At 40.9% G+C, this 23220-nt stretch carries 23 protein-coding genes; 11 read left to right on the top strand and 12 right to left on the bottom strand.

Annotated features, from left to right (window positions below; translation table 11 throughout):
• From Q7674_RS01800 to Q7674_RS01790, 3 genes are all read right to left on the bottom strand, one after another.
• The gene (locus tag Q7674_RS01800) at window positions 1-1287 is read right to left on the bottom strand and encodes a TRAP transporter large permease (protein ID WP_305422390.1); all 1287 of its coding nucleotides are present in this window, start codon (window positions 1285-1287) and stop codon (window positions 1-3) included.
• Between the two features lie 12 nt (window positions 1288-1299).
• On the bottom strand, window positions 1300-1833 hold the full coding sequence (locus Q7674_RS01795; protein WP_045064108.1) for a TRAP transporter small permease subunit: 534 nt from the start codon (window positions 1831-1833) through the stop codon (window positions 1300-1302).
• Between the two features lie 92 nt (window positions 1834-1925).
• Window positions 1926-3020 (bottom strand): TRAP transporter substrate-binding protein, encoded by a 1095-nt coding sequence (locus tag Q7674_RS01790; RefSeq protein ID WP_023934547.1) that lies wholly within the window; start codon window positions 3018-3020, stop codon window positions 1926-1928.
• Window positions 3021-3484: 464 nt separating this feature from the next.
• Here Q7674_RS01790 and Q7674_RS01785 point away from each other — a divergent pair, with 464 nt between their 5' ends.
• From Q7674_RS01785 to Q7674_RS01775, 3 genes are all read left to right on the top strand, one after another.
• On the top strand, window positions 3485-4036 hold the full coding sequence (locus Q7674_RS01785; protein ID WP_305422388.1) for a hypothetical protein: 552 nt from the start codon (window positions 3485-3487) through the stop codon (window positions 4034-4036).
• A 213-nt stretch (window positions 4037-4249) separates the two neighbouring features.
• A complete protein-coding gene (locus Q7674_RS01780; RefSeq protein WP_045064110.1) occupies window positions 4250-4486 on the top strand; it encodes a hypothetical protein in 237 nt (78 codons plus the stop codon).
• Between the two features lie 322 nt (window positions 4487-4808).
• Entirely contained in the window at window positions 4809-5189 is a 381-nt protein-coding gene (locus Q7674_RS01775) for a hypothetical protein (RefSeq protein WP_045064111.1), read from the top strand.
• An 80-nt stretch (window positions 5190-5269) separates the two neighbouring features.
• Here Q7674_RS01775 and Q7674_RS01770 read toward each other — a convergent pair whose 3' ends face one another.
• The 6 genes from Q7674_RS01770 to Q7674_RS01745 form a co-directional block, all read right to left on the bottom strand.
• On the bottom strand, window positions 5270-5473 hold the full coding sequence (locus Q7674_RS01770; RefSeq protein ID WP_008988842.1) for a hypothetical protein: 204 nt from the start codon (window positions 5471-5473) through the stop codon (window positions 5270-5272).
• A 272-nt stretch (window positions 5474-5745) separates the two neighbouring features.
• Complete coding sequence (locus tag Q7674_RS01765) at window positions 5746-7269, bottom strand: DHA2 family efflux MFS transporter permease subunit (protein ID WP_045064112.1); 1524 nt, start codon at window positions 7267-7269, stop codon at window positions 5746-5748.
• Entirely contained in the window at window positions 7269-8318 is a 1050-nt protein-coding gene (locus Q7674_RS01760; RefSeq protein ID WP_045064114.1) for an HlyD family secretion protein, read from the bottom strand. Before Q7674_RS01760 ends, Q7674_RS01765 begins: the two co-directional genes overlap by 1 nt.
• Before the next feature lie 82 nt (window positions 8319-8400).
• Window positions 8401-8850, bottom strand: a complete 450-nt coding sequence (locus Q7674_RS01755; protein ID WP_008988839.1) for an NUDIX domain-containing protein — start codon at window positions 8848-8850, stop codon at window positions 8401-8403.
• Window positions 8851-9182: 332 nt separating this feature from the next.
• A complete protein-coding gene (ltrA, locus tag Q7674_RS01750; protein WP_305422384.1) occupies window positions 9183-10466 on the bottom strand; it encodes a group II intron reverse transcriptase/maturase in 1284 nt (427 codons plus the stop codon).
• 781 nt (window positions 10467-11247) lie between these two features.
• Window positions 11248-14073 (bottom strand): FAD-binding and (Fe-S)-binding domain-containing protein, encoded by a 2826-nt coding sequence (locus Q7674_RS01745; RefSeq protein ID WP_045064118.1) that lies wholly within the window; start codon window positions 14071-14073, stop codon window positions 11248-11250.
• Between the two features lie 130 nt (window positions 14074-14203).
• On the opposite strand from Q7674_RS01745, the gene Q7674_RS01740 reads away from it, so the two are divergent.
• A complete protein-coding gene (locus Q7674_RS01740) occupies window positions 14204-15109 on the top strand; it encodes a LysR family transcriptional regulator (protein ID WP_045064120.1) in 906 nt (301 codons plus the stop codon).
• A gap of 11 nt (window positions 15110-15120) precedes the next feature.
• On the opposite strand, the gene Q7674_RS01735 is transcribed toward Q7674_RS01740, so the two are convergent.
• Window positions 15121-15603 (bottom strand): GreA/GreB family elongation factor, encoded by a 483-nt coding sequence (locus tag Q7674_RS01735; protein WP_023934538.1) that lies wholly within the window; start codon window positions 15601-15603, stop codon window positions 15121-15123.
• A gap of 137 nt (window positions 15604-15740) precedes the next feature.
• Window positions 15741-16307 (bottom strand): outer membrane beta-barrel protein, encoded by a 567-nt coding sequence (locus Q7674_RS01730; RefSeq protein WP_023934536.1) that lies wholly within the window; start codon window positions 16305-16307, stop codon window positions 15741-15743.
• 341 nt (window positions 16308-16648) lie between these two features.
• On the opposite strand from Q7674_RS01730, the gene Q7674_RS01725 reads away from it, so the two are divergent.
• From Q7674_RS01725 to Q7674_RS01695, 7 genes are all read left to right on the top strand, one after another.
• Window positions 16649-17209, top strand: coding sequence for a hypothetical protein (locus Q7674_RS01725; RefSeq protein ID WP_052671836.1), 561 nt, complete (start codon window positions 16649-16651; stop codon window positions 17207-17209).
• A 975-nt stretch (window positions 17210-18184) separates the two neighbouring features.
• Window positions 18185-18700 (top strand): SRPBCC family protein, encoded by a 516-nt coding sequence (locus Q7674_RS01720; RefSeq protein WP_305422380.1) that lies wholly within the window; start codon window positions 18185-18187, stop codon window positions 18698-18700.
• 167 nt (window positions 18701-18867) lie between these two features.
• Window positions 18868-19401, top strand: a complete 534-nt coding sequence (locus Q7674_RS01715; RefSeq protein WP_045064123.1) for a GNAT family N-acetyltransferase — start codon at window positions 18868-18870, stop codon at window positions 19399-19401.
• A gap of 81 nt (window positions 19402-19482) precedes the next feature.
• Window positions 19483-19620, top strand: a complete 138-nt coding sequence (locus Q7674_RS01710) for an FAD-dependent oxidoreductase (RefSeq protein WP_107229615.1) — start codon at window positions 19483-19485, stop codon at window positions 19618-19620.
• A 43-nt stretch (window positions 19621-19663) separates the two neighbouring features.
• Entirely contained in the window at window positions 19664-19801 is a 138-nt protein-coding gene (locus tag Q7674_RS01705; protein ID WP_237156743.1) for a hypothetical protein, read from the top strand.
• 135 nt (window positions 19802-19936) lie between these two features.
• Entirely contained in the window at window positions 19937-20242 is a 306-nt protein-coding gene (locus tag Q7674_RS01700) for a DUF1289 domain-containing protein (protein WP_045064124.1), read from the top strand.
• 31 nt (window positions 20243-20273) lie between these two features.
• Window positions 20274-21308: a hypothetical protein gene (locus tag Q7674_RS01695; RefSeq protein ID WP_045064126.1), complete on the top strand. Its 1035-nt coding sequence runs from the start codon at window positions 20274-20276 to the stop codon at window positions 21306-21308.
• A gap of 64 nt (window positions 21309-21372) precedes the next feature.
• Here Q7674_RS01695 and Q7674_RS01690 read toward each other — a convergent pair whose 3' ends face one another.
• Window positions 21373-23130, bottom strand: coding sequence for a bifunctional lysophospholipid acyltransferase family protein/GNAT family N-acetyltransferase (locus Q7674_RS01690; RefSeq protein WP_045064129.1), 1758 nt, complete (start codon window positions 23128-23130; stop codon window positions 21373-21375).
• Window positions 23131-23220 lie beyond the last annotated feature (90 nt).

Here is a 23220-nt window from a genome sequence, read left to right as displayed (position 1 = left end):
TTAACCCATGCCATAGAATCCGGGGAATACCAATATGGAAGCAAGTACTGCTATTTGAATGGCGATAAATGGCATTACACCACGGTAAATATCTCGCGTCGTAACGCCAGCAGGTGCAACCCCTTTAAGGTAAAACAAACTAAAACCAAATGGTGGGGTTAAGAAAGAGGTTTGCAGGTTCATCGCAATTAGAATTGCAAACCACGTCATGTTGATACCCATCATTTCCGCAACAGGGGCAAGAATAGGTACGATAATGAAACAGATCTCAACAAAATCGATAAAGAAACCTAAGATCAGAATCACTAACATGGTAATGATCAAAAAGCCCCATTTCTCGCCCGGTAGTGCCATCATCCATTCTTCAACCAGATAATCACCTCCGGTATAAGTAAATGCCATCGAGAATGCGGTTGCCCCGAGCAAAATAGCAAAAACCATCGCTGTTACTTTGACGGTTTCTTTCGCTGCTTGGTAGAGCATATTCCAGCTAAAGGCACGGTACATCACAGCAAGCACGATCGCACCAAAACCGCCTAATGCTGCTGATTCCGTTGGTGTTGCAATACCGACAAAAATAGAACCTAACACCACAACGATGAGTGCCAATGGTGGTACTACCGCTTTCAATGCATCGAACACTTCTTTTGAACGACTCACACTGGCATCACGTTCAATTGGTTGTGCAGCGTCTGGATTAAGCTTGGCGTAGATTAAAATATAAAGAATATAAGCACCGACTAACACAAAGCCCGGCCATAATGCTGCTTGGAATAAGTCTCCAACCTGCACTCCTAAAACATCGCCCAATAGGATCAACACAATTGACGGTGGGATGATTTGCCCTAATGTACCAGACGCACAAATGGTGCCGCAGGCAAGCCCCTTATCGTAATTGTATTTCAACATTACAGGTAGGGATATTAACCCCATCGCTACCACTGATGCCCCAACGACACCTGTGGATGCTGCAAGCAATGCTCCGACTAAGACTGTAGAAATGGCAATACCACCACGGACGCCACCAAATAATCGCCCCATGGATTCTAATAACTGTTCGGCAAGACGTGTTTTTTGTAACACCAGTCCCATGAAAACAAACAGCGGCACCGCCATTAATACCGTATTTTCCATAATCGACTGAATGCGGTACGGCATGAACGCAAACATATCGAGCCCTTCTGCCCATACGCCAAAAATTAAGGCAATACCACCAAAGGTAAAGGCAACAGGAAAGCCTAACAAGAGTGCAAACAAGGCGACAAAAAACATCACTATTCCGATCATTGACGTATTCCTTTACTGATCTTGTTTAGATGAAGAGGCTTGGGGATTAACCAAGGTATTAAGAGAATGAACAATCAGCCCAAGTCCACTGATCGCCATTAAACCAAATGATAATGGGATCATGGCTTTGATGATCCAGCGATAAGCCAACCCACCAGGATCGCCTGAAGTTTCGCCTAACTGATAACTTTCTTTGGCAAAATCAATTCCGTACCAAGTCACTAGTAAGCAGAAAGGCAATAACAAAAACAGAGTGCCAAGAATATCGATAATGGCTTGTGTCTTGCGGGAAAGACGCTCAAAAAACACGTCTACACGAACATGTCCTGACGCACGGATGGCATAAGGCACACCTAATAAGAAAACGGCAGAAAACAGATGCCATTCCATTTCTTGAAAGGCGATAGAAACATCGTTAAAAACGTATCGCATAACAACGTCATAAACGACATTGAGCAATAATAGTAAAAATAAAATACTGGCTAACCAGCCAAGGGCATCACCAATGCGATTGAACAATCGCTCCAGTGTAATGAGACTTTTCATTCCTTACTCCATGGAAGCCCTGCCTAAGTACATATAATGGCGACCCGATATATGTAAAAGGCAGGGAAATGACTCAGTGTGTTCAGACAGGTTTATTGTGCTTGGCTATTGAGATAAGCACGGTGTGAAATGTTGGTCCAAGAACGTACTTGCTTTAAGTAATCCGCTTGTGATTGTTGGATCGCTTTGGCTTGCTCATCTTTTTCTGCGTGTTGAGCAAGTAGTCGATCGTTCGCGTCACGTAGCGCTTTTAATACCGCAGGTGGGAAGTCTTTGACTTTAATATCAGGGTAAGTTTCTTGAATGGTTGACCAGTTTTTACCACTTGCGTGTGTCGCTTGGGTATACATGTCATAAGCAGCCGTACGCATCGCTACACGTAAGATCTCTTGTAAGTCTTCAGGTAAACGCTCAAAAGTACGCTTGTTGACAAGAAATTGCAGCTCAGATCCCGGCTCATGCCAACCCGTGTAGTAATAAGGGGCAATTTTGTGGAAGCCCATGCGTAAATCAAGCGATGGTCCTACCCACTCAAGGGCATCAATGGTGTTACGCTCTAGCGATGTATAAAGCTCACCTGGTGCAATATTGGTTGGCTTTGCGCCCACTTCCGCTAAGATCTCACCAGCGAAACCCGGAATACGCATTTTCAACCCTTTCAAATCATCAACGGTGTTAATTTCTTTTTGAAACCAACCGCCCATTTGAATATCGGAATTACCACCAGGGAATGAAAGCAAATTATGTGGTGCGTACACTTGCTCCATCAGATCCATACCACCACCGTGATAGAACCATGCATACTGCTCGGCAGGTGTCATACCAAATGGCATTGATGTAAAGTAAAGCGTATTCGGCACTTTACCTTTCCAGTAGTACGAGCCTGAGTGACCCATATCGTACTGACCCGATTTCACCATATCGAAAATACCTAGTGGCGCTTTGTGCTTATTCGCAGAATCAATACGAATTTTTAACCGTCCATTCGACATTTTCTCTGCCATTGCCGCCATGTTCTTAGTCGCATCACCAAAAATTGGGAAATTTGGTCCCCATGTTTCCGCTAATTTTAGGCGATACACTTTTTCTGACGCGTGAGCTGTGGTTGAAAGCATTGCCGCGCACCCTAACGCAACAATCAGGCTTTTCTTCACCACTCGCTTTACAGCACTATGAATAATGTTCATTCACTCATCCTTGCTTTCAATGATTGGGGATAGATTAGATTCAGAGTAACTGTGACCTAACCACCCAAAAGAAAAAATGAGCATGACTACGGAGTGATGTTAAAAATCGTTAAATTTTTAACTTACTTTTTATACGTATAACTACGTAGATAGCTAAATTTCTCTTATTAAATAGCGATGTTATTGTCTCTCACTCACTACGCATAAATACTTATTTAACTAACTTATTGATATAACGATCCAATATTTCATTTTGTGAAGTGAGTTTATTTTACCCGCTAAAAAAACACTCGAATTAAAAGAAAATATAAAGCCTTACCAATGTCATGGAAATGACAACTATGGTAGGATTGCGCGCGCTCACCTATCGCGTAAGTTAATAATGTTGCTATATCGTTAAACATTAGAACCAAACACTATTATATTGCCTTGAATTTCAATGGCATCATTGAGAGATATTCACATTGGTTGATCTATTAAAAGAAGTATTAGGTTGGACATCGGTTGTCTTATATATCCTACTTACGATTTTCAACAGCATGAAATTCACCCGTTATGCTGCTTTTGCATCAGCAACAAATGATACTGTTTGGTCTATTCTGATGGGATGGTGGTCAAAAGTGATTTTGAACCTGTCAGTGAATGCCATTAACGCTTATCGCTATGTAAAAGACTTTACTAAAACAGGCAAAGCCGTTGTTAATACCCTTGCCGCTATCATGGCAACAGCGATTTTATACATTACTTACATTGCGATCAGTGCGTTTATTGCCGAGCCAACGCTTACCGTTGCGCTTCAATACGGTGATTTAATTATTATTGTGGCAGCGCTTTACATGACGTCATTGAAAAACTACCGCATGTTAATGTTGCTCTCTGGCTTTGTCGGTATGGCGGGCTACTTTGGTAATCCTCAAATGATGATCATTAAAGCATTGGTCATTGCGATCATGAGTTACAAATTGTACTCAACTCGCCACATGACTAAAGATCAGCAACTCGCAGAAAATCATTAATCGCTAGCAGCTTAACTCTTTTATCAACGGCAGAATAATTCATATTCTGCCGTTTTTTATTGTCTTTTATTTTCCTCGTCATTCTCGTAGAACCTCGCAGCTTGAGGTTACATATCCATTGACTCTAGTTATAAATTCGAATTTAGGGTTTACAAATTTATATGGAATGGTATTCTTTTAAAATACAGTGCATCATACCTTAAAGAGAAATATATGACTTCGTGGATGAAAAGAGTGATCACATGTAATGATTTTAACGGCGGTCGCTTTGAAGTGACTGTGGTATTTCCACCTGAATTTCAGGAATACGTGGAGATAAAAACAGCAGCTATTCATTCCCAATACATCTCTTTAGAAAGCTTTAAAAAAGATCTACTACCGATCATTTGTAATAACGAGGGACGCTTAGTTAACAGTGCTTATATACCCAAGCGACTTCAAGATGCCTGATTCAGAGCGAGGTCACTGAGTTGAATTCAAGGAAGACAACGAAGCGGAATAGCGAGCTATTTCCAAGTTGTCTGACGCAAGAAGTCGGCTCAGTGACACGCTCCCAAAGGGCGAGCGTCCTTAGCTCTCAGACTTTGTTAACGATTCTTAATGTAGAACCACTATATCTTCGAATCGTTGCCGCGCCTGAGAACTAAGGTCATCTCGCTGAACACTGCATCTTGAAGTTACTTGGGTATATTGATAGCCAAAATAACAAAACAAACTATTTAAATGGTGCTGTTAATACCTATTAATTAACATTCAACGCGTTGGTGACGGAATGAATAAAAAATACCTAGCTCTAGTCGGATTGATTTTCACTTTTTCAAGTAATACTCATGCTGATGGTTTTAATGACCGACGCCAAGACATGCGTCAAGATCATCGACAAGATAACCGCGTTGAGCGTCGTGTTGATAACCGAATGGATCGCCGCTGGGATAATCGATACTGGGGAAAACCTGCGTTCTATCGCGCCAATGCGCAATGGTATCGTTGGAAACATCCTCTCGCATCAGCCGTTGCTTTTAGTGTTTTTGTCAATGAGTTAGGAACACTACAAAACGAAAAAGGACAAAATGTGATTGTGGTGGGTAATGGCGGAAAAGTAAAAGAAACCTACGTAAGTAAAGATAATCAAGTCATTATCGTGACTTACTAACACGTTAAATATGAAGAGGCAGCGCCCATGTCTGCCTCTTTATTTTTTAAGCGAAGAATAAAACTAAACATAACTCAACCTTAATCAATAATTGAAAAATGCCCAATTTGTTGATTCTTGCTATCTGTGATGGTGCCTTTCTCTGTTGCTTCACAATAAGTGAAGTTCAAATCCAAACAATCCACTTTCCCATTAATTAATACATGTCGGCGCAGCACATCACCATTTAATTGGTGGATCGGTGCATTCCAAGACACATCGTTGACGTTAAAATTAATAATCATAAATTACCTCTGTATAAAGACACTGACAGTAACGATATAAATATCAAGCAGTGTTAATTGCAAATGAATTTTTGATGAAGAGCAGCGAAGGTAGTTGAAGGCGTTTTCTTAAAAAAATTATTAAACAACAATGTTCAATAACTTTTTTAATCATTACATTTATCAACAAGCTTGTAAAGCCTTGCTATATTTACGCTTAACTTATTGAAGTTAAAAAATAAAAAAGCAGGTAATGATTACCTGCTTTACGTTTCGTAGTACTGCAACATTGATCAGTGTAAATTCACTTTCGCAGCCCCTGCCGTACCTTTTTTAAATTTGAATAATGTGAGCAAAGGTAGCAACACAATATAAGACACAAAAATAAAACCAAAGGTATAAGTAAAGGCTAACAATGTTGATTGCTGATGCAATAGTTGACCGATTTGCGCCATAAAGTGAGGGTCGGTCACTGTAGTATGCTGCATCATCGCCTGTTGCTGCAGTTCAGGGTTCATCAAAGTAATATCTGAACCCAGCGCATGCCATTCACGTTGCTCGGTACGGGTGAAGTAAGTATTTACAATTGAAATACCAAACGAGCCACCAATAGTACGGCATAAGTTAAAGACCACCGCACCACCAACGGTATTTTCAGGGCTTAAGGTGCGATACGCCATTTGACTTAATGGTGCAAACACCAAGCCCATTCCCAAACCTTGTACGATCGATGGCATCAATACCCAATAATGGTCAATATTCATCGAATATTGCATCATTAAATAAGTACCAATGATATTAAAGCCTAAGCCAACAGCCACCAGCATCCTTGGATCAAGCCTATCCATATAGCGAGCAATCACTAACAACACAATGGCTGACGTTAAGCCCCGTGGTGCCATCACAAAGCCCGTCGTCTCAACAGGATATTGCAGTAATTGTTCTAGCATCATTGGCTGAAGCTGAGTAATACCAAACATACCCATTGAGAAACCCGCCATCATTAAGCATGATACCGCTAAGTTTCTATCTTTAAGGAGCCACATCGGGGCGATATCCCCTTTGGTGATCCAAGATCGCGCAATAAAGAATATCCACGCAATCACACTGATCACAGCAGAGAATAAGATCAAGTTAGATTCAAACCAGCCTTCTTCGTTACCTCGGTCTAGCACCATTTGCAGTAAACCAATACCGATAGTCATACCTATCACTAACGGCCAATCGATTTTACTTTCACCACGTCCATCCAATTTTACAAATAGGTACAGTAGCGATAAGCAAATCATACCAATTGGCAAGTTAACGTAGAAAATCCAACGCCAATCCATGTTTTCAGTGATAATACCGCCTACCGTTGGACCTAAAATCGGGCCTAACAGTACACCAACACTGAACAATGCCATGGCTTTACCTCGCTCTTCTGGTGGGTAAATCTGCACCATGATCGATTGAGATAATGGAATAACAGAAGCACCAAAAGCGCCCTGCATAATACGAAACACAACCATTTCTGCGAGGCTATCAGCTTGACCACATAATGCAGACGTTATGACGAAACCCGCGACAGAAATTAACAGTAATTTACGAATACCAAATTTCAGCGATAAGTAGCTAGCTAGCGGAATAAAAATCGCTTCCGCCATGGAATATGAGGTTAGGACCCATGTCACTTGCTCAGAGGTCACCCCCAATGCGCCCATCATATGAGGAAGGGCAACATTGGCAATCGTCATGTCAAGCAGCACCATAATGGCTGATAACATAACGGCACAGGTGATCAATAAGCGATTAGTGGGGGTCATATTCCCAGTCATTACTTAATCTCTGCTAGCGTATCAACAGTAACAGTGGCGCTCGCACCTACGCGAAGTAAAGGTTTACCTTTTAAATCTTCAAATTGAATACGAACAGGGAAACGTTGTGGCACTTTTACCCAGTTACCTGTTGCATTTTCTGGTGGTAATAGTGAGAAAGAAGAACCACTTGCAGGTGACAGTGCTGACACATAACCTTGGTATGTCACATCAGGGTACATATCTAACACGATGCTAGCTTTCATGCCTTTCTTCAATGTACCAATAGATTTTTCTTTATAGTTAGCTTGTAGCCATGCGGTATTGTCTTCAATTAACGGCATCATAGCTAAGCCAGGAGAAACAATACTACCAGGGCGAACACTCACCTTACCTAAGCTGCCATCATGTGGCGCGTAGATATTCGTGTAAGACAAATTCAAAGTTGCTTGGCTTAAAGCAGCGGCAGCCTGTTTAACTTGAGGCGCTTCATTACCCTTCGCACCTTGTTGGTTAATTAGCTGGCTCATTTTAGCGCGTGCAGCTTCTAATCCTGTTTGTGCCGATGCTAATTTCGCTTTCGCATCATCACCTTGTTGTTGTGGCAACAGCTTACGATTAACTAAATCCATCACACGACGGTAGCTTTTTTGCACATCCACTAAATTTGCATCAGCAGAACGCACGTTAGCGCTGGCTGCTAAAATCGCATCATCCGTGGCTTTATTTTGCTGTGTTGCCACTTCATAGGCTGCTTTCGCTTTCTCGAGCTCGATTTCAAATGGTGCTGGATCAATCGAAACCAATAAATCGCCTTCAGCAACGTGCTGGTAATCATGTACATTGACAGTTTCAACCTTACCGCTGATCTGTGGCGCTACATATAAAACATTCGCATGCACATAGGCATCATCGGTAGCTGGGTATAGCTTTTGATGACGAATATAAAAATATCCTGCTGTACCAAGTAGCGCGACAATAAGTGCGAAAACAAAAAGGTTACGAAATAGATGGGAGTCTTTTTCAGGTGTCTGAGGTTGCTCAGACGACGAAGTATCAGTCGTTGCCATTAAAAATATCCTATTTAGCTACACGTTCGCTAAATTGAGTCTAGATGATAAATATATTTTTCAGTAAGTTAATTACTAAAAGTTAAAGGTCAGTTCCCCAAAACGCAGGCTCAGCCAACGTTATATTTAACTGCGTATTGATTAACCAATTTCTTAACGCTATCGGATACAAATTAGCGGCAGATAATTCTTCCTGTGTCACCCAGAAATACTCAATATGAGGCTCTTGGCTTTCAATCACATCAATCTTTTCTGATTTATCCATGTTTACGGATAATAAAAACAATAAACAAAGTTCTGTATTAATGCCTTTATTATCAGTCCAACCGTTTTCTACCGCCCCTAATAACCGCTCTACTTTTACACTAAGATTGGCTTCTTCTTGTAACTCTCTCACCACAGTAATACTGGCTGATTCCCCAGGTTCAATGTGTCCACCGGGCAAAAAGGTTTTATCATCACCTTTTACTCGCGTCAGTAATATCGCGTGATCGCGAATGACAAGCCCTCTTACCGTCGAGTGTAAGTGCATTATGTATCCTTATATTCAAAGTGATGATGCATTTTGTATATAGCGTATGGTTATAACAAACACATTAATGTATGCATTATTTATCGTTGTATATTAGAGAGATATATTCACTAACCTAGTGTTGCATACTTAAATATAGAGAAGAGAGATTAATGATATACGAAAAAAGAAAACAACAGCTTAACTTTCAAACCATTATAAATGAAAAGTAATATACCGATATGGTAATAATGAAGTGTAACCACTAGCATTTGTTCAGAAATATCGAGTAGGGTGAGGCATCTCCGCCTCATCCCTCTCACAGAACCGTACGTACGGACCTCGTATACGGCTCATGTACATTTCCATTCAGCGTAGTGACTGAACACATACCCTGTCGCAACTTGTTCAAGATTGACTAATCCAAGTTCATTGAACCATTGGTTTGTCATGGCGTAGCATGCTAATGGACTCGCAGAACTCCTCCAACCAGACATACGGATGTAACTGAACGGCGGTTTATATCCTCGTTGTTTCAACTCCCGATGAAGCTTACTCGGCTTCTTCCAAAGCTTTAGTTGGAGACTTCTCAACCTTCGTCTCAGCCATGCCGCTATTTTCTTAAACTCCCTCTTTGTATTCGCTATCCGGAAATATTGGCTGAACCCTATTAAAAGAGGGTTCAACATATTGATCACTTCCATTAATGGCTTGCCACTGTTACGCCGTGTCAGCCCCTTCAGCTTGGCTTTAAAACCTGACAGTTTCTTGGGTTGAATGCGGGTGTGTCGACTCCCGATTTCAACACCCAGAAATTTCACACCTTCATCGCTATGAGCAATGTGGGACTTATGGGGATTCACCGTTAATTTCAGTGTCTTTTCTAATATTTTCGTTGCCTGTACCATTGCATTATTGGCACCTGCACGACTGCGACAGAAAATCAGAATATCATCCGCATAGCGCACGATCCTATGGCCGCGTTTCCTCATTTCTTGATCGAACGCGTCCAGATAGATATTGGCGATGAGTGGGCTTATCCCCCCTCCTTGTGGACTCCCGACTTTCGTTTCCTGCCATTGCCCTTCCACCATGACGCCACTGACGAGGAACTGTTTGATCAGTGCCAATATGCTGCTATCGCTGATCCGCTTTCTGATACTTGTGAGGATGAACTCATGATCGAGCTTATCAAAGCACTTCGACAGATCCATATCCACGACATGTTGTAGGCCATAACGGCGAATGAACATCGTGGCTTTATTGATAGCATCGTGACAACTTCGCTGCGGTCTATACCCAAAACTCGATGGGTGAAACTGCATCTCGAAGATGGGGGTTAACAGGTCATTGAGGGTTTGTTGGACAACTCTATCCCTTACACAAGGGATACCAAGCAGCCGAACGCCACCATCGTCTTTTGGGATTTCGCCCCGTCTGACCTGTTGGGGCTGATATTGCTTAGTTTTCAGTTCAAGAAACAGTTGATCGAGGTTATCACTCAGATTTGAGGCGAAATCGCTCAGGCTCTGCCTATCTATTCCGGCCGCGCCTTTCGCTTTCCACACCTTTTTAAATCCTTTGTACAATCGTGCTTTATCAAGCAGATGACCGTACAAGCTGTAATACACTCTCACTGTCTTCCTTTAGGTTGTGTGCTATGTGGGGGCAATCTGTTTTCTTTCCATGTTGGTCTATTTCATCCTGCTCATCCGCTTTCTAGCACAATGGCAATATACGTCTGTTCATCAGGATTACTCCCGTGTGCGGTTTCTCAGCCCAGTACTCTGTTTCCACAGATAACCAGACAGGAATACCCCGATAGCGACTCGGTTTGTGTACCACGAAAAAAAAGCATCTGCTCATCATAGACTTAAAATGTACTTCCTCCCTTCGCAACACCCATCGGCTTTTGACTGACAGGTGCCCCATTAGACATGTTGCTAATGGTCAGCTCGGTTTTATCCTCCACACCATTACTGGGTTTCTCTGGCCGAGCCTTACTCACTACTACGGATTCATCTGCCACCTCACACCAACACGCGTCTTGGCTCTCACTTTGTACGGGTGCTTCCGGCGTTTGCCCGGATGTGGTGCCAGGCTTCCCCAGTTACTGCACTGGCTCCCTGTTAACAATTCCACCCTCAAACACAGCATAGGTCTGACTGAGTATTGGGCTTTGCGCTATTTTGCACGCTTACCCACCTAGACTGCCGAATCAGGTTCACTTTCGTTGTGTAATGTTAACTTCCTATCGCTTCCTTCAGACCCTACCGTTGGTCAGCAACGCCCTTGCGATTCGGATTATCTTCCCCTCAGTCGGGGTGATTTAGGTTTCTTGCAACCTGACGGGTTTGCCAGCTTCGCTGGGCAAACAAAAAATGCGAGTACACATCATGTACTCGCATTGCTCAATGATTAGTGGCTAACTTTATCAACCAAATACAAAATAGAACGATATTCAATCCCACTGTGTTCGGAGAGTCCTAACTCACAGGTGCGACTGTTTGAATAACCTTCGGTACAGCCTGCAGGCACTTGGCGTTTTAACGGCGCTAATGCGCTGGCGTTCAATTCAGGCTTGGTAAATCCTTTATCCCCTGCAAAACCACAACAGGTAATATCATCAGGAATAATTACTGTATTCGCACAAGCTTTAGTTACCTTTTCCATCACAGCCGCAAGACCTTTACGACGTGATGTACAAGTAATATGCAGCATCACAGGTTCGTTTTGTGGTGTGATCGCCAACTTAGGTAGAACAAAATTAGCAACAAACTCAAACGGTTCGTAAATTTTAATCTCACTTCGAAGCGTTTCTTTACCCGTACTGGCACATGGGCTGGTATCCATTAATACCGGATAAGCCCCTTGATTTGAGGCTTGCCATAACGCTTGTTCTAGTTGTTGTGCCTTTTGAGCTGCAATATCAGGAAAACCTTTACTGGTGTATGGTATACCACAACATTGTTTATTCAGATCTTGTGGAATAATGACGTCATAACCTGCTTTTTCCAGCAAAGAGATCGTCACATCCATCAAAGGTCTTGGATCTTGAGCTTTCGCTTCTGTTCCCATGGTTCGGGCAGAGCAGCTTGGGAAATAAACAATTTTTTCGCGACCAACGGTTTTAATCTTGAGCATTTCAGCCGATTTCGCAGCCGTTGGCATATGAGGCGTCCAAAGCGGAATACGATGACCAGATAAATCATAAGCCGCTTTAGTAAGTTTACGCATATTATTGCTACCCAATAGTTTATGCATACCATTTGCTACTGTTAATCCTGTTTTCGCAACTGACGTAACAGAATCAAAATGCTCGGCTGTCCAGTTCGCAATTTGTTTCGCTTTATCGGTGTGATTTTGACGCAGCTTACGGACTAAATCCCCAGTGTTAATACCCACAGGGCAACGATCTGCACACAAGCCAGTTGCAGCACAAGTGTCTAGGCCATAATAACGGTAGGTTTTTTCCATTTGTGCTAAACGTGCTGGATCTTCATTGGTTTCACGCAAACGGGAGATCTCACGGAACACAGTATTACGCTGACGTGGCGTTAACGATAAATTACGTGACGGGCAAACAGGCTCACAGAAACCACATTCAACACATTTATCAATTAACTCATCAGCTGCTGGCATGCCTTTGAGGTTTTTAATGTGTGATTCTTTATCTTCATTGATAATCACACCTGGGTTTAAAATGCCGCGCTTATCAAAAATGCGTTTGATGTTTTGCATCAGTTGATAACCGTCAGAGCCCCACTCTAACTCAATAAACGGTGCCATATTTCGACCCGTACCATGCTCCGCTTTTAAAGAGCCTTGATAATCAACGGCAACTAATTGCGCCACGGCGTCCATAAAGTCACTGTAACGACTAATTTCCGCTTGCGTATCAAAAGACTGAGTAAATACGAAATGCAAGTTACCCGCTAAAGCATGACCAAAAATAATCGCTTCATGGTAATCAAATTGAGTAAACAATCCTTGCAGTTCACGTACTGCTGGCGCGAGTTGTTCAATAGGAAACGCCACATCTTCAATGATCACGGTCGTGCCAGTATCACGCACCGCACCTACTGCTGGGAAAAGCTCTTTACGAATACCCCATAATTGTTCGCAGATTTTAGTATCACGGCTAAAATCTACCTGTGCGATAGGCGCAAAATCATTAATGATACTTAACAACTGATCGATTTGTTGTTGCAGCGCTTGATCATTCTCGGCATGGATTTCAATTAATAATGCTGCCGCTTCGGTATCACCTTGCTCACCCAGCTCTGCAATAAAGCTTGGCATGCCCGGTTTATCTGCAACCGAGGCAAGAGAGCGGCTGTCCATTAACTCAACCGCTGCCACCGAGGTTTTACTTAACTCACTCACAGCAAGACAGGTTTTCTCAATATCAGCAAAAACAAACAATCCTGAAGCTTTGTGAGCATGATTAACCACAGTGTTATAAGTAACATCTGCGATAAAACCGAGTGTGCCTTCAGAGCCAATAAACAGGTGCTGAAGCACGTCAATCGGATCATCAAAATCCACCAGCGAGTTAAGGCTATAACCCGTGGTGTTTTTTAAACGGTATTTATGGCGAATTTTCTCGGCTAATGCTTCATCTTGCTGACATTGCGTCACCAGTGACATTAGTTCATCAATCATCTCAGTATGGTTTAGCTTAAATGCTGCAACGCTTTCTGGATCAAGTGTATTTAATACCGTGCCGTCAGCTAATACCACTGTCATACCAGCAATTGTGCGATAGCTGTTTTCTGAAGTACCACAGCACATACCAGAAGCATTGTTAGCAACAATACCGCCAATCTTACAAGTATTAATCGAACCGGGATCAGGGCCAATTTTACGTCCAAATGGCGCTAAGTAAGTGTTCGCTTCCGCACCAATGATCCCCGGTTGTAACCAGATCTGATCGCCATTATTTAAAATCTTATAATCACGCCAATTACGCGTCAGGGTGATCAACACAGAATCTGACTGCGCTTGCCCTGAAAGACTGGTACCAGCAGCTCTGAAAGTCACGGGGATTTGACGTTCATAGCAGGTTTTAACTGCGAAAATAACTTCTTGAAGGCTATCTAACTGCAAGACAATTTGGGGAACTAAACGGTAAAAACTTGCATCAGTGCCATACGCTAACGCGAGCGTAGGATCGGTAATAATTCGTTGCTTATCTATTTGTTGTTCTAACTGAGCAATCAGATCAAGGTAGGGCTGTTGCATCTTGGCTCCAGAGTGAATCGATATAATAACGTTATTTTTTATAGGTATATTCTACGTTGCTATGTATAGTTGATATATATCGCCTAATTCACATGTTTGTTGAAAAAAGTTTACCAATAGCCATCAAATAATGAAAACGACAAATAATCTCCTGCTGTTTTATCACCTTATCGATAAAGGATCTTTCAGCAAAGCCGCTGAGCATATTGGCCTAACAAAGTCTGTTGTGAGTAAACGTATCACAGCCTTAGAACAAGCGTTAGGCGTACAGCTCATTTATCGGACCACACGCAAACTGACATTGACTGAAGCTGGTGACGTTTTTTATCACCATGCGAGAGAGGTCTACAATGCGGTACAAAACGCAGAAGATGCAATGAGTGGTTTAGGCGAAAGTTTAACAGGCAAAATTCGTATCACAGTGCCGACGATTTCTGGTGAATTAATTCTACCTGAAGCGATTGCGGCATTTAGTCAACAATACCCTGATATTCATATTGAAATGGATTTAGATAACCGCTTTGTGGATTTAGTCCAAGAAGGGTTTGATATTGCAATCCGAACTGGTGCAATGCCTGATTCCAGCTTTATTGCTCGGCAATTAGTCCAAGCCCGTTGGGTGATTTGTGGCTCGCCCTCTTATCTCGAAAGCCATGGTGTACCAACACAACCTAACGATTTAACGAAGCACAATTGTCTCGGTTATAGCTTTCAAGAAACAGTGGCAAATGAATGGCTGATCGAAGATAAACTGGGGATCCACACGGTTAAAGTAAAAGGGAATTTCACTACCAATAATGCATCTGCTTTACGTGGTGCAGCAATCCATAGCCAAGGTTTGGTATACGTTCCTAAGATTTTAGTGGCAGAAGATCTACATAATGGCAGCTTAATCGAAGTGCTCGATAACTATGTAGCAAAATCACTGGGAATTTATGCGGTATATCCTTATACCAAACAACAACCGATGAAAGTGAAACTCTTTATTGAACACTTATATCAGTATTATCAAAAATATCGCGATAAGTTTAAGTAGCCGCTTTGCATTTAATGGATAGCGAGCACTTCATACCAGGTTACGCTATTGCCGATATGTACATCGACTTCTTCACCGATTTCACGACCAATCAGTGCATCACCAAAAGGAGAAGTCGGTGTCACTATCGTGACAGGTTTACCTTCAAGTGTTAATACTACCCCACCAGCCGTTGGGCCAAGAAAAACCAAACGCGTGTTATCTTCTTCATCAACTAAGGTAACAATATGCCCAAGCAATACCGAATCAAAGCTTTGCGGTAAGCTTGCTTGTAATTTCTGATAAGCCACGAGATCGGCTTTACATTCTTCAACACGCTGCGCTTGGCCATGAGCAAGATAAGATGCTTCTAGTGCTAAGGTATCATATTGATTTTCTGCAACGTTCTCATCATCTGTGGCGGTATTATATGCTCGCATTGCTGCTTCTGTTGCTGCCTGTAATGTGAGTGTTAGTTTCTCTTGGATGTCATCCAATAACATCTGCTTATTCATGAATCTGTGCCTATTTTCTGCAATCAGCGGCAGTATACCCTAGACAATTTTTATCCCCAAATGCTACTTATTGCCAAATACAACAACGCCCCGCATCATGCAGGGCGCTAATTACCTAGCCAGTATTTATTCTACTTTTAGAACTTGTAATCAACTGTCCACATGACTTGTTCTGTGCCTTTTAAGCGTGTGTCAGCGACTTTGTAATTTTGATCTAGGTAGCGATAAGTAAGATCTGTCGAGATATTATCCGTTAGCTGAACCATTGCACCTAGCTGTCCACCCCATACGAAATCAGTTGAGCTTTTCTTGCCACCCTCTTGATGCGTCACTTTATTATGAGCTGCACCCATTGAGGCACCCGCAAAAAGGTTAACATTAGCGCCAACTGGGACTAAGTAATCGTAAGACGCTAAGTACAAATCTTGCTTATGTTTTGCTTTTACGCCATCAGCACCAGCGTCATAAAAGTTAAACTTATCTTTTTTATAACCGTAAGTTGCCATTAAACGATGCGTATCATCAACAATGATACCACCACGGATTTGGTAACTCGCATCTTCACTATGCATTTTATGAGAGCCTTTAAAGTTATCGAGTTGATAACCCACACCACCACCCATGAATGTTTCAACATTTGTTGCCATCGCTGGTGCTGATACGATACCTGCTAAAACGAGTGTAGATAAAATAGACTTTTTCATAGTTTAATTCCTAACTTATTGTTATTAATGAAAGTCATTAACCTAAGGGGAAGGTTAATTGGCTTCCAAAATGCCTGTGTCTTTTCGTTAGCAACAAAACTAAAGCATCTCTCCTGTATGAAAACTTAACAAATAAAACACTATTTTATAACCCAAACATAACCTGAATGAATCAAGTTATAATGCAATATAAAACCGTGTTATCTGTAACCAAATGTGTCAATGTTAAAAATTTACCATTGATAAATAAACTAATAATGACTAAAGCTAACTAAATTAAGTACGATACCCTTAAGAAGAAAGCTGCTCACTTAAATAAACAAATGGATTTGTAGACAGGCATGATACTGAAACGTCTTAATACCCCGTTATATCGCCCTTTCATCGCGGTCATATTACTGTTCAGCGCAACCTCTACTCAGGCCCTGACACAAACTCACCTACTTAATCACGCCGATACCTATGGCAATATCTCATTAAGAAACAGCGGCAACATCACCTTACCTAACCCACTAGTCGTTACGGGAAGTTTAGATCTAGAAAACAGTCGCATCGCACAACTGCCTCAGCAACTAACCGTCGATGGTAATCTCAACTTAGCTTACAGCGACATCGAATACTTACCGTTGGTATTTAAAGTAGGAGGGTATGTCAATCTGGCTCATTCAAAAATTAAAGAACTCAATTTTGGCATGCAAGTGTTTGGCGATCTGAGCTTAATGGGAACCAGGATTACTAAATTACCGGATAATTTATACGTAAAAGGTAACTTGTACCTTAATAATACTAAACTGACCAAATTACCCAACAAGTTAATGGTTGATGGTAATGTTTATATTCGAGGTACAACTATTCACGCTATTCCTGATGATGCGCGAATAAAAGGCACTGTCTTTAATTAAAGAGATTTTCTCTACAACAGCAAAAAGCAAACGTTTGCCAAATGCAGTATGCAGAATAAAATAATATAAATAAAGAAATTGAGAATATAAGAAAGCCAGAAATATTTAATCTATTTCTGGCTACTGACACTTAATTAGTATTTTAATAATAACACTATTAAGATTTTTAACATTTAACTAGAGGACTGTTAAATGTATCAGGCTTTCTGAATCACCTTAAAGAAAGCCTATCGCTTAATGATGATTAAGCTTTTTCTGTTTTAGTAGTTTGATTTTTATAGTAAAACCACTGTCTACGGTTACGTGTTTTCATTTAAAACCTCTCACTTTTCCTAATGAGCAAGGTTGATATCACTAAAATTTAATACCGTTCTTACTCTTTACTTATCTGTTCTACTTAAACAAGTTGGTATGACACATCAGTGACAAAACCATTGTTGTTTTGTGAACATCTTTTTTTCTTATTAATATCTTTTAGATAGCGAACGTTACAAAAAGTTCACTCAAGATAATTAAAATGATTTTTATAGATATGAGTTCGATAGGAAGTATTGAAATGCAGTAAGACTATCCGAAGATAGATCATTTTTCTAACTTTAAATTGTCGAACGATTTATATCAATAAAGTCAATATATGTATCTTTCGCACTTTTGACAACCATTTAAATACAATTTTTTTGTGATTTAACTCTTCATTTTCTTACATAATTACATATCTACTATTAACAGCATTTTTAACTCATTGCTTAATAGGAATATTTTCTGTTATCAATCCATTTTTTATCGCCAATCTTTCATTGCAAAACTTCCCTATTTTCTTATCGATATTGTCAACAACCTTACTATTAATACATGTATCAATGTATTCTCCATACACAAAAGGCATACATAAAATATTCCTTTTTGTGGCGCTAATTGACTTTTAAGTCGCGATTGTTAATGATATGTTAAAACAAAGGCGCAATGGAGACAGTTATGACTATTCATACCGTTACATTAGAAGTAACCGCCAATGTGCCTAAAAAAGTGCTCTTTGCATTGCTTTCAGATCATGCAAAATTAGGTCGATTCTTTAATGCGCAATACACCTTAGTTCGATCTGGTAAACCTGAAGAAAATGGCATTGGTGCCATACGTGAAGTGATACATGGCCCTTTTACTTACCAAGAACAAGTAATTGATTATAAAGAAAATGAACATATTCATTACCAAATAATCCATGGTGCACTTGTTAATGAGCATGGAGGCTGGATAAAATTTACAAGTATTAATGCCACCCAAAGTCAAATTCACTACCACATCACCTTCTCCCCTAAAATTAAAGGCACTGGCTGGTTGCTCAAATACCAGATTCAACACTTCTTAAAACAAGCATTGAACAATCTTATCCAACACAGTGAAGATGTTTGGCAATCAACACCTACCGTTACCCCATACAGCCATACTGCTCACGAACAAGATGCCATATCCACAAAAACACGTGCGAAGTGAGCCCGTTTACTAAAAGCTGATCATCACAACAGTTTTGACTTTAATTATTCGATCCCGATGTTTTATTGAACAATCTTTGATCAAATCGAGGTTAACAATTGGCTAATCGGTTTTAATGGATATGACCTATATTGCATTAATTATCATGTTAAGAGGCCTTCGAGATCATGCACAAATCACAACCGCTATTAACCACTGATAGACTCATTCTACGTCCCCTACAGCTTTCAGATGCCAAGAAAATTCAACAGTTAGCGGGAAATGAAGATATTGCCAACGGTACCATCAGTGTTCCTCACCCTTATTCTGACGGTATGGCTGGAAAATGGATTGGTAAACACCTCGCAGGTTGGCTAACTCAACGCTCCGCTATTTTCGCTATTACACTAAAATCGGATCATCAATTGATCGGCTGTGCTGGTATTGAAAACATCCAAGGTAACAGCGGTCAACTCGGTTACTGGATTGGTGTTCCATATTGGGGAAATGGTTATTGCACAGAAGCGGTCGAGCGTATTAAAGAGTTTGGTTTTAAAAAAATGCAGCTCGAACACATTTACGGCAGACATGCGAAAAGCTGTGACCGACCAGCTAACGTCATGCTAAAAATCGGCATGCAAAGTGTCGATAAACTCTCTATCCCGAGTTTAGATAATACTAATGATGACATATTGCTGTATGAAATCATGAAGTCTGCATAATCCTACTTCGATAACAGCATCATCTTAACAACACGATTAAAATGGTCACAATGCTCACTACAAAACGTTAAAGGACTAACGGTGTTACATTGTGACTTTTTAATTATTGGTGCGGGTATCATTGGACTCAGTACTGCGTGGGAATTACAACAACGTTTCCCTGATAAAACAGTCTGGGTGATCGAAAAAGAATCCCATGAGGCTTTTCATCTGCTTTAACTGAATTTAGCAAGCCTACTGGAAGCCAGCGTATCTTGCTAAAATGCAACAATATTATCCTCAATTACAGCTTGATGATTTACGCCCCTACCCTTGTGATATTCGAGCACAAGCCGTTGATAAAAAAGGGAAGTTAATTGATGATTTTATGTTTTACCAAACCCCGTTAAGTTTTAGTTAGCAGCAACCATATCAACAAATCACCTGCTGCCACATCCTGTTTTCCTATCGCTAAACATATCGTCGTTAAGCTAACATTATGAGTCATTATTGTTTTTGATATACTCAACACAGAATTCAAACTAGGAATAACACCGTGAAAACTCCCTGTGTGGCAAAGTGTAAAAATAATGATAGCATTTGTAGTGGCTGCTTAAGAACCATGAAAGAAGTCGTGGAATGGCAAACATTCGATGATCAAACCCGTGAAGCCATTATGCAAGAAATAAAAGGCCAACCTACCACGCATCAATGCCCACAATGCGGTAAACCCGCTTCTTGCGATATTAGTGCAGGGAAAACCACCTGTTGGTGTTTTGAATTAGATAAACGAGACACCAGTGATTGCCCATCAGGTGCATGTTTATGTCGTGAATGCTTATCAAAGCAACCTCTGGCTTGATAGCAATTAAGCCTTTCACAAGGATGATTAAATGACACTCAAACTCAATAAACGCAAAGCACAAATTATTGATGAGATGATCACCCATTGGGAACAAGAAGCACTCGTTAATCCAGAGCAAGGCGAAACACTACGTAAAAGCTATCACGTAGCTAGCTTTGATTGGAAACTCCTTGCTGTGTATTCATTCTGGATTGCTATCGCCTGCTTTGTACTCTCTGTCTTACTGTTAATTGCAGACGACTACCTTATGTCGTTGCTTGCTAAATTAATCAATACCCCTGCGAGTGTACTGACCGTAGTAACTGCACTGACATCTGTCGGCTTATATTATCTCGGGGTTAAAAGGCGGCTCAAATATCCACTTAAAACCGTGAGTAATGAAGCTATTTTCTTTTTCGGTGTCTTGCTCACGGCGGTATCCGTTGGCTTTTTCAGTAAAACAGCCATTGCAGAGCACTGGCGAGAAAGTCTTTTCATTGCCATTCCCGCTGTGATCTATTTGATCTTAGGGATCAGACTTAAATCTGTTTTGATCTGGTTATTTGGCTTATTAGCTGCAGGGATCTACTTACTCTCTGAAACAGCGTATTTAAGTGAAAACCACTATCAGTTCTTTGGTATGAATATACCGCTGCAATTTGCTTACTTTGGTCTATTTGTTATTGGTCTTAGTTTGTTGTTCCCTAAGCTATCGCCATTAAAGCCGTTGACTGAAGCAACACGCTTTGCTGGCCTCTTATATTTCTTTACTTCACTTTGGCTGCTCACCATCTTTGGTAATTACCATAGCCTGCATGAATGGTCGCAAATAAAACAAATTGAACTATGGTCATGGACCATTCTGGCTTTGATCTGTAGTGCTGCGGCAATTGTAATAGGTATTAAAAATAACGATATGTTGTCACGCTCGTTTGGCATTATCTATACACTTATCGTGTTGTATACCGAGTATATCGAATACTTTTGGGGTGAAATCCACAAAGCACTGTTTTTCGCTATCCTTGCGTTGAGCTTTTGGGTGATTGGTACAAAAGCAGAAAAGCTATGGCAGTTAGGTAAATAACGACACAACAACATAAACGAGGCATAAATAGCACTGTTGACTACTATGCCTCGTTTTACATTCGCTATTGTTGATGATGGGATAAATACTGTTGTGTTTGTGCTGTTCCCATATACTTCGCTAAGTTTTTTTCTGGTACTTGGCACAAGTCCACTACAATCAAACCATCTAAAGCATCATTAAAAGCGGGATCGACATTAAAGCAAAGCAACTTGCCATTAAGCCCTAAATATTGCCTCAATAAAACAGGAACGCCTTTATTCTCGTCATCAAGTCGACTTACCACTTTCGATAACAATTGAATATCTGCCAGTGCCGCCAACGTGTCAGGATGATGATAACAAGACTCACTTTTTGACAACGGATAACTCGGCTTTACCAAATATGCACTTTGTTGATCATAATGATGCACCTCTAAACTTGCAGCCAATAACTGGCGAGCTTCTAAGCTGTAATCATTACTAATACTGACAGGGCCAAACAAATGGGTATATTGAGGATTAAGAGCCACAAACTGACAAATACCTTTCCACAATAGCATCAAGGCACTCAAACTTCGTTGATACGGTTTCGCGACCACAGAGCGGCCTAACTCAAGTGATTGCCCTAATTGCGCAACTAATGCATTGTCATAGTGAAAGAGCGTTCTTGAATACAGTCCATCAACACCATGAGCTCCCATGATCTTATCTACAGCACCTAAACGATAAGCACCAACCACTTGCTGTTGTTCTTTATCCCATACCAATAAATGGTAATAGAAGTCATCAAAACGATCTAAATCTAACGCCTTCCCTGTGCCTTCTCCTACCGCACGAAAGCTTTCTTCACGAATACGCCCAATCTCTTTGAGTAAATGCGGTGCATCATTGGCGGTTGTGCAGTACACATCAAAGCGAGTGTTTTCGAGTAACTTTTGCTCACTGGGTAAATGTGCAATTTCTGTAACGAGCAGAGGTTTTGCAATAGGAGGATGAATGGGCGTTGCCGTTGGAAGATTATCAGTATGCTTTTGTGTTGCCGTGATGACCGAACCTAACAAATAAGTATTTAAGCGAAGGTAATTCACTAATAACCTATCATCAGTAATATTCTTCACTTCCGAATATTGAATCGTTTCACCAATTGCCAGTCCGATCGTTTGTTTACGTTTATTTAGCATTTCTCGCCCTAACATCATAGTGCGCAGTAATGGATGAATTTTCCCCGCTAAATAAAACTGACGGCTGTTTTCACCTTTAATATAGATAGGCACCACAGAGGCTTGATGTCGGCGAATAAAACGACTGACTGAACGATTCCAGTTTTTATCAACTAAACGCTTTTTTTGATCTTTGGTAGAAACTTCACCCGCCGGAAATACCAGTAATAATCCACCATCAGAAAGGTGTTGATGCGCCTCTCTTACTGCTTTGGCATTGGCTTTCACTGTATTGTGATTATCAAATACATCGACACCAATAAATAATGAATCAAGTTCAGGTACAGTTTTGAGATATTGATTCGCCATGATTTTTATATCATTACGAATAGACAATAAGATCTCAGCAAGAATGATCCCTTCAACCCCACCAAGCGGATGATTAGCCACAATTAAGGTTGAGCCATGTTGCGGAATATTGTGTAACGAACCACGCTGAACTTGATAATCAATGCCTAACGAATCTAAGGCATAACGCAAAAACGTTGTGCAATCAGCACCTATTGGACGTTGTAAGTAATAATGATTTAACTGCTTTAGCCCTGTTGCCCATTCAGCAACATTTTCAGCGATACCAAGTGGCGTTTTACGTGGTAGCAAAAAAGGTGTATTAACACTCATACTCTCACCAAACAGTGCGTAATTTGGTGTAAGTATAAAAATCGTAAATGACGGAAGAGTTTCAGAATAGCGCGGTTTTGATGACAAAAA

It is taken from the genome of Photobacterium leiognathi, assembly GCF_030685535.1.
In the GTDB taxonomy this organism is placed as follows: Bacteria; Pseudomonadota; Gammaproteobacteria; order Enterobacterales; family Vibrionaceae; genus Photobacterium; species Photobacterium leiognathi.
The sequence above is the reverse complement of the archived record's forward strand: the minus strand, read 5'-3'. Positions and strand labels throughout refer to the sequence as shown.

What these genes read in the sequence shown, in the direction of transcription:
- Q7674_RS01800 (WP_305422390.1), bottom strand. Translation starts at nt 1,287, where the DNA reads ATGATCGGAATAGTGATGTTTTTTGTCGCCTTGTTTGCACTCTTGTTA.
- Q7674_RS01795 (WP_045064108.1), bottom strand. Translation starts at nt 1,833, where the DNA reads ATGAAAAGTCTCATTACACTGGAGCGATTGTTCAATCGCATTGGTGAT.
- Q7674_RS01790 (WP_023934547.1), bottom strand. Translation starts at nt 3,020, where the DNA reads ATGAACATTATTCATAGTGCTGTAAAGCGAGTGGTGAAGAAAAGCCTG.
- Q7674_RS01780 (WP_045064110.1), top strand. Translation starts at nt 4,250, where the DNA reads ATGACTTCGTGGATGAAAAGAGTGATCACATGTAATGATTTTAACGGC.
- Q7674_RS01775 (WP_045064111.1), top strand. Translation starts at nt 4,809, where the DNA reads ATGAATAAAAAATACCTAGCTCTAGTCGGATTGATTTTCACTTTTTCA.
- Q7674_RS01770 (WP_008988842.1), bottom strand. Translation starts at nt 5,473, where the DNA reads ATGATTATTAATTTTAACGTCAACGATGTGTCTTGGAATGCACCGATC.
- Q7674_RS01765 (WP_045064112.1), bottom strand. Translation starts at nt 7,269, where the DNA reads ATGACTGGGAATATGACCCCCACTAATCGCTTATTGATCACCTGTGCC.
- Q7674_RS01760 (WP_045064114.1), bottom strand. Translation starts at nt 8,318, where the DNA reads ATGGCAACGACTGATACTTCGTCGTCTGAGCAACCTCAGACACCTGAA.
- Q7674_RS01755 (WP_008988839.1), bottom strand. Translation starts at nt 8,850, where the DNA reads ATGCACTTACACTCGACGGTAAGAGGGCTTGTCATTCGCGATCACGCG.
- Q7674_RS01745 (WP_045064118.1), bottom strand. Translation starts at nt 14,073, where the DNA reads ATGCAACAGCCCTACCTTGATCTGATTGCTCAGTTAGAACAACAAATA.
- Q7674_RS01740 (WP_045064120.1), top strand. Translation starts at nt 14,204, where the DNA reads ATGAAAACGACAAATAATCTCCTGCTGTTTTATCACCTTATCGATAAA.
- Q7674_RS01735 (WP_023934538.1), bottom strand. Translation starts at nt 15,603, where the DNA reads ATGAATAAGCAGATGTTATTGGATGACATCCAAGAGAAACTAACACTC.
- Q7674_RS01730 (WP_023934536.1), bottom strand. Translation starts at nt 16,307, where the DNA reads ATGAAAAAGTCTATTTTATCTACACTCGTTTTAGCAGGTATCGTATCA.
- Q7674_RS01725 (WP_052671836.1), top strand. Translation starts at nt 16,649, where the DNA reads ATGATACTGAAACGTCTTAATACCCCGTTATATCGCCCTTTCATCGCG.
- Q7674_RS01720 (WP_305422380.1), top strand. Translation starts at nt 18,185, where the DNA reads ATGACTATTCATACCGTTACATTAGAAGTAACCGCCAATGTGCCTAAA.
- Q7674_RS01715 (WP_045064123.1), top strand. Translation starts at nt 18,868, where the DNA reads ATGCACAAATCACAACCGCTATTAACCACTGATAGACTCATTCTACGT.
- Q7674_RS01705 (WP_237156743.1), top strand. Translation starts at nt 19,664, where the DNA reads ATGCAACAATATTATCCTCAATTACAGCTTGATGATTTACGCCCCTAC.
- Q7674_RS01695 (WP_045064126.1), top strand. Translation starts at nt 20,274, where the DNA reads ATGACACTCAAACTCAATAAACGCAAAGCACAAATTATTGATGAGATG.
- Q7674_RS01690 (WP_045064129.1), bottom strand. Translation starts at nt 23,130, where the DNA reads ATGAGTGTTAATACACCTTTTTTGCTACCACGTAAAACGCCACTTGGT.